This window comes from Flavobacterium sp. I-STPP5a (genome assembly GCF_009764685.1).
In the GTDB taxonomy this organism is placed as follows: Bacteria; Bacteroidota; Bacteroidia; order Flavobacteriales; family Flavobacteriaceae; genus Flavobacterium.
On record NZ_VHLM01000002.1, the window covers coordinates 1 to 8038 of the forward strand.

An 8038-nucleotide genomic window follows, 5' to 3' on the forward strand; every position below is an offset into this window, starting at 1 on the left:
TTTTTTTTAGTAATACATTTTACTAAAAACACAAAACAAATCAATATACAGCCTTTTTAAGCGTCAAAAATCGACCGCCCCGCCCCCTTGGTGTTCTTTCAATCTTTTTCTTTTTTGTTTTTTTGTTTTTCTCAACAGTTTTCTTTTTTGGACTTTTCATTCCCTTTTGTTTTTTTTTCTGCTTTCAAATTTTTCTCCATTCCAACCAAATAAAAATCCGAAAACAAGACAAATTTGGGTCGCATGCGCTACTGTTTAAAAACTTTAAAATATTTAAATACTTTAGGCATTCGGGAAGCCCAATAAAAACAGTATTTAACGATTTGAAAAAACACTTTTTATAAGCGAAAAAACACTTTTTATAAGCGAAAAAACACTTTTTATAAGCGAAAAAACACTTTTTATAAGCGAAAAAACACTTTTTTTTGAACTGTGTTTTTTATTAGTGTTTTTTATTATCTTTGCTTTATGGAATCACAAAAAACACCTTCCGAAAAGAAAATTAAGCAGCATAACACCATTACTTCGGGTCGTTATGATTTTAGTGCTTGCCAATTAGATGTGCTTTTTATGCTGTTGGCTTCATTAAATGAAACCGATGACATCGGCAAAGAATACCATATTAGGGTTAAAGATATTGAATTAATTACAGGTCGTAAATGGAACTATCAGCAATTGAAAGACGGTAACGAGGGGCTTCTATCTCGAGTGTTTGAGATTCAGATGCCTAAAGGTTTAAAGCAAATTGTACTCTTTAATGAAGTTCAATATTTAGATGGTACAGGTAGTTTTTATATGAAAATTAATGAATCAGCTCGTCCTTACTTCTTTGATTTAAAAAATAATTTCACTCTTTTAGAACTAAAATCTGTACTTGGTTGTTCCTCTAAACACGCCAAAAGATTGTATTCTTTGGCTTGCCAATGGCGTGGTGCGGGCGGACATACTTACAATCTTGGGGAGTTCAAAGAAATGTTAGGTCTGAAAGACCCAAAAGGAAAAGAACCCGAGCAATACAAGCAAATAGGACAGTTAAAAGAAAAGGTTTTAGATATTGCCAAAAAGCAAATAAACGAGCATACCGATATTGTTTTTGATTATGAATTGATCAAAACTAGAGGACGTTCCTTTGATACTATAAAATTGTTTTGTGGATTCTCAAAACCGAAGCTGCAGATGGAAATTGATTTTAACGTGGATTTGGAAAAGCAAAAGAAAAATGGAGAACTTCTCCAGAAGATTGCAAATATACAAGCAATAGGTATTCGGGATGATTTGGCGGAACTGTGGGCGGTTAAGTACTGGAAGCAATTTGTTGAAGAAAAAAACGCACTCTTAGAAGCTATTCAAAAGGGGAAAATAATAGATAATAAACCCGCATATCTCGCAGGAATATTTAAGAAAAAGGGATATGTCTGATATTTTGTGTTTAAAAAAATATTTAATGAATTATCCTTGATTTACAATACATTTGTCAAAATTAACAGCGAAAAACAACTAGAATAAATGAAGAAATTAAAAATTAAAACCCTTTTATTACTCGCATTACTGTCGCTAATAGCGTCATGTAGTAACGATCCTATTTCAACGGAAGAAACAAGCGCTGTTAGAGAAAAAGATTATTATCTCAAGCTAGGAAAAAAATTAGAAAACCCATATTCTGTCAAGAATATGAAGAGAGCTTTGGATAGTGTAAAAGCGAAAATGACAATCTCTAAAACAGCTAAAAGTACCTCTGATTTCGATATAGAAACTTCTCATCTTTACGTGAAGATAGAGCCTAAAAATGCAACTGAAGAAGCTTTATTAAAGAAAGATACAGCGCAGAATTTTTTCGATTATCCTTTAGATTACGAATTTCCGGAAGAAGTCTCGGAACAAATTGGAACTAATAACCCGGACGTTATTGGTTCGTATTACGTAGCGGTTCCAAAAGACTATGTTTTCCCTTCAGGAATTAAAACAGAGGTTCTAGAAGAGTTATACATTCCGGAACAAGACCCTTTTTTTAATACTACTTCAGAAACTGGGAAAGTAAGTAAAAGCACCATTAATAGTAAAGAAGATTTACTGGGTAATCTTTTGATTGAAGCTTTTAAACTAACTCATAACGAAGCGCAATTAGGATTGCAAAGCACTACCACAGGAAAGTCCTCTTGGTGGATATTTGGAAAAAAATGGCGCCCTAGTGGACGAATTACTATGTGGGATAATACAATCAACAAAACAATTCCTGTTGAGGGTGCTCAAGTCTTAATACGCCAGTGGTTTACAGTTGATAATGGAATAACCGATGCTAATGGTTATTTTTCTACAGGAACAGTTAGAGGGAAAGCAAAATACATATTGCAATGGGAGAGATATCATTATAGTATTAGAAATGGTTTGTTTGGACAAGCTGAAACAAAAAGTGACTATGAGAAAGATGATCCTTGGAATCTAAATATTACAAATAATAGAGATTTGTACTTTGCAAATGTTCATCAAGCAGCTCACGATTATTACTACAAAGACATTTTAGGTCTAGAAAGACCTCAATTAAACAGTCTTTATAGAAGACAAATGAAAATAGCCACATTTGATACATGGAACAGTTCCGTACATATGAATCAAATTGCAAATTGGGGAATTTTACCTGCTATATATCTTCGAGTTGATGGGGCTCCGTCAGAAATAATGTACGGTACAACTATTCACGAACTAACACATTCTGCTCATCACGAAATGAGTCCTTCTGCTTACAATAGTCTTGTTTGGAAAGCATATTTAGACCCTGAGGTATGGGCGTCGTCTACAGAAACTGAAAAATACAAAAGCGCAAAGAGAACATTGGAGTCCTGGGCAAGAGCAGTTGAAATAACTTTGACAAATTTGAGGTATCAGAGGTTGGGATATCCTAATCATCAATATCGTGCAAATAGAGTTGAAGGGCCAAATTTTCAAAGAATTCAATTAACAAATGCTGACACAGATGATAATTTTTATACTCCCGCCTTTTATGATTTAACTGACAATATCAATCAAAGAGTTTTTTATGGTAACAATAACCTTCCTCTAGATCGAGTTTCAGGTTTTACTATAAAACAAGTGCAAGACATTATAATAGGTAGCCAATCTTGGGGAGAAGTAAAAGGAAAATTAAGGAGTCAATATCTTAATACTGCCACTTTAACAGATGAATTATTAACTAATTGGCAATAATATAATATGAAAAATTTAATTAAAATAATAGTCGTATTAGTATTGGTTTCTAGCTGTGATGACGATTGTGTGGAAAGCTACGTAGCGATTGTAAATAGTTCAGGGAAAGATGTTGGGATTTCTTCTTATAAAAAAGTTGGACTTGATGGAAAAACAATAGTGTTTTCTAAAAAAATTAATATACTTAACAATGAAAGAAACGAAACAAAAACCAAAGATTGTGGTGCTGGTGCTGGAAGAGGAAGTATTATCGCATTGATTGAGGGAGATTCCATTGTAATAGATTATGGTGACAGAATAAAATCATATGGATATTCTACAACACCTCTAAATAGAAATCCTTTTCAGTTAGATATGAATAATAAGTCTAATGATTTTGTTTATACAATTACCCCAGAAGATTATGCAAATGCTATCCAAAAATAATGATTACATAACAAAAACAATGTTTTTGTTATGCTTAACTTCTTTCGTATTTGGATATAGTCAAGAAAACAAATTCTCAAGAAATTCAATAAAAACAGGGGTTGGGATTGGTTATAATATGGGTGTTAAAGAAGAAGGATTAGGTACGTTATCTATGATTGGATATGAGCGTAGTTATGGTAAAAAAGGACGTTTGCGTATGAATGCCACTTTGCTTTTAGGAGGTTTCTTCTCAACAGGTATATCGGACTCCAGGGATAATTATTATAGAACTACCTCATGGAATTTAAATGCCAATTATGATTTTGTAAAATACAAAGCTGTATCTCTTTTTATTTATTCCGGGGGATTCGCTAATTATTCGAGAGGAATGCTTGGATCTGGTTCTAGTGAGGTTACTTTAGAAAATTATGAATCACAAACATTTGCTGATATCTATTTTGGAGCAAATTTAGGGTGCGGACTTAGAATCAATCCTCCTTCAAACCGATGTGTATTTGAAATAAAGCCTGTAAATTTACAAATTGGCAATAAAGACTTTGTCAATTTCTATATGATGTTTGGTGTTGATATTAAGATTAAAAATTAGCAACAACGTATTTATGAGCCGTTCCTGGATAAAAAATAAAATAGTTGGTTACACAAAAAAGGAGTCTGAAAAGCGTGATAAAACCATAGCAAACAAACGATACCGTCGATTGGTAAAGGTTAGAATAGCTAAAAGAAGTGAAGTTTTACCTTTGATTAGGGAAATTTCAAATATTTACCAGTTTGACAAAGACGGTAAGCATTACTATGCTGGAATGACAAAACTAGAAATGAGAAAATAAACTAACTTTGTAAAAATTATAACACTATGGAAGCGATAATATTACATCCTAAAAATAAAACCCAATTATCTATTTTGAAGAATTTAGCAAAGGAAATGGGTATGTCTTTTGAAACAAAAAAAGAAAAAGAAAGTCCTTATAGTGCTGAATTTGTTGCGAGTATATTACAGGGAGATGAAGATTATAAAAACGGAAAGTGTGTTAAAATAGCTTTAGAGGATTTATGGAAATAGAATACACTCCGTTAGCAAAAGAACATAGAGAATATTGGAAAAAGTCAGGTAATTTAGCTGTTCAGAAAAAAATATCTGCTTTGATTGAAGATATTATAAAACATCCTTACGAGGGTGTCGGAAAAGTTGAAGAATTAAAATATGAGCTAACAGGTAAGTGGTCGAGAAGGATAACACAAGAACATAGAATAGTCTACGAAATCAAAGAGGATAATGTTTTATTGATAAGTAGGCTCAAAGGTCATTACAATTAATTCCCTCGATTTTTAAGAAAGGGGTTTGTTTTTCTTAAACCCTTTTCTTAAAAATGAGGATAGCGAAGCGATTACTATTTTTTGAAAACCAAAAGGGGAATAATACCATTTTTTTATCTCTCAAATCTTTGTCTTTTTTGTTTTATATTTTCTTCAATATTTTTTTGCTCCAGGATCTCTTTTTTATCCTGGACTAAATTTGATTTTTTTTCTTGTGCTGCAGCTTTAAAAATTTGTTCTTTCCGTTGGGCAAATGTGCCGTTTTTCATAGCATTTTTATACTCAAAACTTTCTTCTATATTCCTTTGATAATTAAATTTTTGGTCAAATGATTGTTCCATTTTATTAATAAATTCTTTGCGGTCAAAACCTCCCTTAACGGTACCTTTTGTAGTTCCTTTGTGGTTTGTTTGTGGGCTTATTTTAACCTTATTGTTGGCTGTTTTTCGGCTTACTATGATATGGACGTGCATATCATTTTCGTTCTTTCCGTTTCGCTCTGTGTGGATTTTAGCATAGTACATTAAATCGTCTTTGGTCAATTCTTTATTAAAATTTTCTGCGTACTGTTTCGCAAAATCATTCTTTATGTAATTTTTAAAAGCTTCCGATTGTTCTGCTGGAGTGTTGCCCATTTTTTTGAGTTCTTCAGAACTTGGAGAAACGGTAATAACAAAGAATTTTGATTCGTCTTGGCATAATTTGGCTTTGTTTTTATCGATGCTGTTTATCACATCCAATGATTTAACGCTCTCCTGTCTGTGGTTAAAAAACGGTTCAATCTCTTTTCCTTGGGTTTTATTCTTTGAATCCTCGTGTTCTAAATAGTTCGCTACGCTGGAACAACTCCCAGTATTAGCATAAGTTCCACCTCCTCCCCCTTGTATTTTTATGTGCATCTTATTCGAATGTTTGTTTTTTTCCTGTCATTCCTGCATTTTGATTATCAACGATGATTTTTAATTTTTTAGAAAGTTCTTTATTCATCGATAAAACACCATTAACGATTAGTTTTATATTTTTATTGGCTTCAAATACTTCACTTTTTATTTTTATGTTTTCTTCCTTTAAGAAATTTAATTCTTTGGAATGAATGCTTTTAATTTCATCAAGTTGCTTTATTCTGTTTTGGTTAAATACAATAATTGATTCAATTATATTTTTACTGTCTTGGGAAGTTTCTCCAAGTGTTGTAATGATGTTATCGAAAAAAGGTTTTAAAACATCTCGCTCCTGTGATCGAGAGAATTTAATTAAATCCTCAATTCTTTTGTGCATCTTCTCAATTTCAACCGTTGGCTTTTCGTGCTTGGCTGGATTGATAGAATAATCGTTGAAGTACTTAAGGGAAAAAGAAATAAAATCTTTCTTGGTTAATTTGATTTTTGAACAAAATTCGGTTAAAATTTCGTTCGTGTTTTGGTCGATTGCAACATTAGAATTTTTCATTATTTTATAGTGTTTATATATTAAAATAGCGTTTAATTATTTTATTTTCAGTATATTAAAAATATGAATATATTATAAATATATTAATTTTATTATTCTGAAAAATAAAAAATCGTATTAAACCCTTATAAATAAGGGTTTCCTAGCCTCGCAGAGCAAGAAAGAACAGGGCAATAACGAAGTTTGCCCAGTTCCTTCTTGCTATCTACAAACTTAATAAAAAAATGTTGAATTGTACATTTTCTCGAGTAATTCCTTAGTGAGATGAAGCAAACAAATATTTGAGGTTAGGGGTTCTAACGGAACAAACTAAACGAGAATTTTGTGCGGCTGAATGAGAAAAGGAATTTTTCTTTTTCAACTCAAAAAATCTAAAATCGATTTTAAGGCTATTTTAAAGCGTTATTTTTTTTTAGTAATACATTTTACTAAAAACACAAAACAAATCAATATACAGCCTTTTTAAGCGTCAAAAATCGACCGCCCCGCCCCCTTGGTGTTCTTTCAATCTTTTTCTTTTTTGTTTTTTTGTTTTTCTCAACAGTTTTCTTTTTTGGACTTTTCATTCCCTTTTGTTTTTTTTTCTGCTTTCAAATTTTTCTCCATTCCAACCAAATAAAAATCCGAAAACAAGACAAATTTGGGTCGCATGCGCTACTGTTTAAAAACTTTAAAATATTTAAATACTTTAGGCATTCGGGAAGCCCAATAAAAACAGTATTTAACGATTTGAAAAAACACTTTTTATAAGCGAAAAAACACTTTTTATAAGCGAAAAAACACTTTTTATAAGCGAAAAAACACTTTTTATAAGCGAAAAAACACTTTTTTTTGAACTGTGTTTTTTATTAGTGTTTTTTATTATCTTTGCTTTATGGAATCACAAAAAACACCTTCCGAAAAGAAAATTAAGCAGCATAACACCATTACTTCGGGTCGTTATGATTTTAGTGCTTGCCAATTAGATGTGCTTTTTATGCTGTTGGCTTCATTAAATGAAACCGATGACATCGGCAAAGAATACCATATTAGGGTTAAAGATATTGAATTAATTACAGGTCGTAAATGGAACTATCAGCAATTGAAAGACGGTAACGAGGGGCTTCTATCTCGAGTGTTTGAGATTCAGATGCCTAAAGGTTTAAAGCAAATTGTACTCTTTAATGAAGTTCAATATTTAGATGGTACAGGTAGTTTTTATATGAAAATTAATGAATCAGCTCGTCCTTACTTCTTTGATTTAAAAAATAATTTCACTCTTTTAGAACTAAAATCTGTACTTGGTTGTTCCTCTAAACACGCCAAAAGATTGTATTCTTTGGCTTGCCAATGGCGTGGTGCGGGCGGACATACTTACAATCTTGGGGAGTTCAAAGAAATGTTAGGTCTGAAAGACCCAAAAGGAAAAGAACCCGAGCAATACAAGCAAATAGGACAGTTAAAAGAAAAGGTTTTAGATATTGCCAAAAAGCAAATAAACGAGCATACCGATATTGTTTTTGATTATGAATTGATCAAAACTAGAGGACGTTCCTTTGATACTATAAAATTGTTTTGTGGATTCTCAAAACCGAAGCTGCAGATGGAAATTGATTTTAACGTGGATTTGGAAAAGCAAAAGAAAAATGGAGAACTTCTCCAGAAG

At 32.0% G+C, this 8038-nt stretch carries 10 protein-coding genes; 8 read left to right on the plus strand and 2 right to left on the minus strand.

Translation table 11 applies throughout. The features are described 5' to 3' along the window. The first annotated feature begins 468 nt into the window (after window positions 1-468). From FJV36_RS00230 to FJV36_RS00260, 7 genes are all read left to right on the plus strand, one after another. A complete protein-coding gene (locus FJV36_RS00230) occupies window positions 469-1419 on the plus strand; it encodes a replication initiation protein (RefSeq protein ID WP_158730180.1) in 951 nt (316 codons plus the stop codon). Window positions 1420-1506: 87 nt separating this feature from the next. Then, complete coding sequence (locus FJV36_RS00235) at window positions 1507-3201, plus strand: hypothetical protein (RefSeq protein WP_158730181.1); 1695 nt, start codon at window positions 1507-1509, stop codon at window positions 3199-3201. A gap of 6 nt (window positions 3202-3207) precedes the next feature. Continuing rightward, window positions 3208-3627, plus strand: coding sequence for a hypothetical protein (locus tag FJV36_RS00240; protein WP_158730182.1), 420 nt, complete (start codon window positions 3208-3210; stop codon window positions 3625-3627). Beyond that, window positions 3611-4216 (plus strand): hypothetical protein, encoded by a 606-nt coding sequence (locus tag FJV36_RS00245; protein ID WP_158730183.1) that lies wholly within the window; start codon window positions 3611-3613, stop codon window positions 4214-4216. The genes FJV36_RS00240 and FJV36_RS00245 overlap by 17 nt, the downstream gene beginning before the upstream one ends. A gap of 13 nt (window positions 4217-4229) precedes the next feature. Further along, entirely contained in the window at window positions 4230-4457 is a 228-nt protein-coding gene (locus FJV36_RS00250) for a hypothetical protein (RefSeq protein WP_158730184.1), read from the plus strand. A 26-nt stretch (window positions 4458-4483) separates the two neighbouring features. Then, a complete protein-coding gene (locus tag FJV36_RS00255) occupies window positions 4484-4690 on the plus strand; it encodes a DUF2683 family protein (protein WP_131539970.1) in 207 nt (68 codons plus the stop codon). After that, a complete protein-coding gene (locus tag FJV36_RS00260; protein WP_158730185.1) occupies window positions 4681-4944 on the plus strand; it encodes a Txe/YoeB family addiction module toxin in 264 nt (87 codons plus the stop codon). Before FJV36_RS00255 ends, FJV36_RS00260 begins: the two co-directional genes overlap by 10 nt. A gap of 113 nt (window positions 4945-5057) precedes the next feature. Here FJV36_RS00260 and FJV36_RS00265 read toward each other — a convergent pair whose 3' ends face one another. Together FJV36_RS00265 and FJV36_RS00270 are read right to left on the minus strand one after the other, a co-directional pair. Beyond that, window positions 5058-5843 (minus strand): DUF5712 family protein, encoded by a 786-nt coding sequence (locus FJV36_RS00265; RefSeq protein ID WP_158730186.1) that lies wholly within the window; start codon window positions 5841-5843, stop codon window positions 5058-5060. A gap of 1 nt (window position 5844) precedes the next feature. Further along, on the minus strand, window positions 5845-6393 hold the full coding sequence (locus FJV36_RS00270; RefSeq protein ID WP_158730187.1) for a BfmA/BtgA family mobilization protein: 549 nt from the start codon (window positions 6391-6393) through the stop codon (window positions 5845-5847). An 874-nt stretch (window positions 6394-7267) separates the two neighbouring features. Between FJV36_RS00270 and FJV36_RS00275 the strand changes: the two genes are divergently transcribed. After that, window positions 7268-8038 (plus strand): replication initiation protein (locus tag FJV36_RS00275; protein ID WP_158980748.1); only part of this gene is annotated, 771 nt, incomplete at its 3' end.

Bases quoted from the DNA above. Each gene is read 5' to 3' on its own strand.
- FJV36_RS00230 (WP_158730180.1), top strand. From the start codon at position 469: ATGGAATCACAAAAAACACCTTCCGAAAAGAAAATTAAGCAGCATAAC.
- FJV36_RS00235 (WP_158730181.1), top strand. From the start codon at position 1,507: ATGAAGAAATTAAAAATTAAAACCCTTTTATTACTCGCATTACTGTCG.
- FJV36_RS00240 (WP_158730182.1), top strand. From the start codon at position 3,208: ATGAAAAATTTAATTAAAATAATAGTCGTATTAGTATTGGTTTCTAGC.
- FJV36_RS00245 (WP_158730183.1), top strand. From the start codon at position 3,611: ATGCTATCCAAAAATAATGATTACATAACAAAAACAATGTTTTTGTTA.
- FJV36_RS00250 (WP_158730184.1), top strand. From the start codon at position 4,230: ATGAGCCGTTCCTGGATAAAAAATAAAATAGTTGGTTACACAAAAAAG.
- FJV36_RS00255 (WP_131539970.1), top strand. From the start codon at position 4,484: ATGGAAGCGATAATATTACATCCTAAAAATAAAACCCAATTATCTATT.
- FJV36_RS00260 (WP_158730185.1), top strand. From the start codon at position 4,681: ATGGAAATAGAATACACTCCGTTAGCAAAAGAACATAGAGAATATTGG.
- FJV36_RS00265 (WP_158730186.1), bottom strand. From the start codon at position 5,843: ATGCACATAAAAATACAAGGGGGAGGAGGTGGAACTTATGCTAATACT.
- FJV36_RS00270 (WP_158730187.1), bottom strand. From the start codon at position 6,393: ATGAAAAATTCTAATGTTGCAATCGACCAAAACACGAACGAAATTTTA.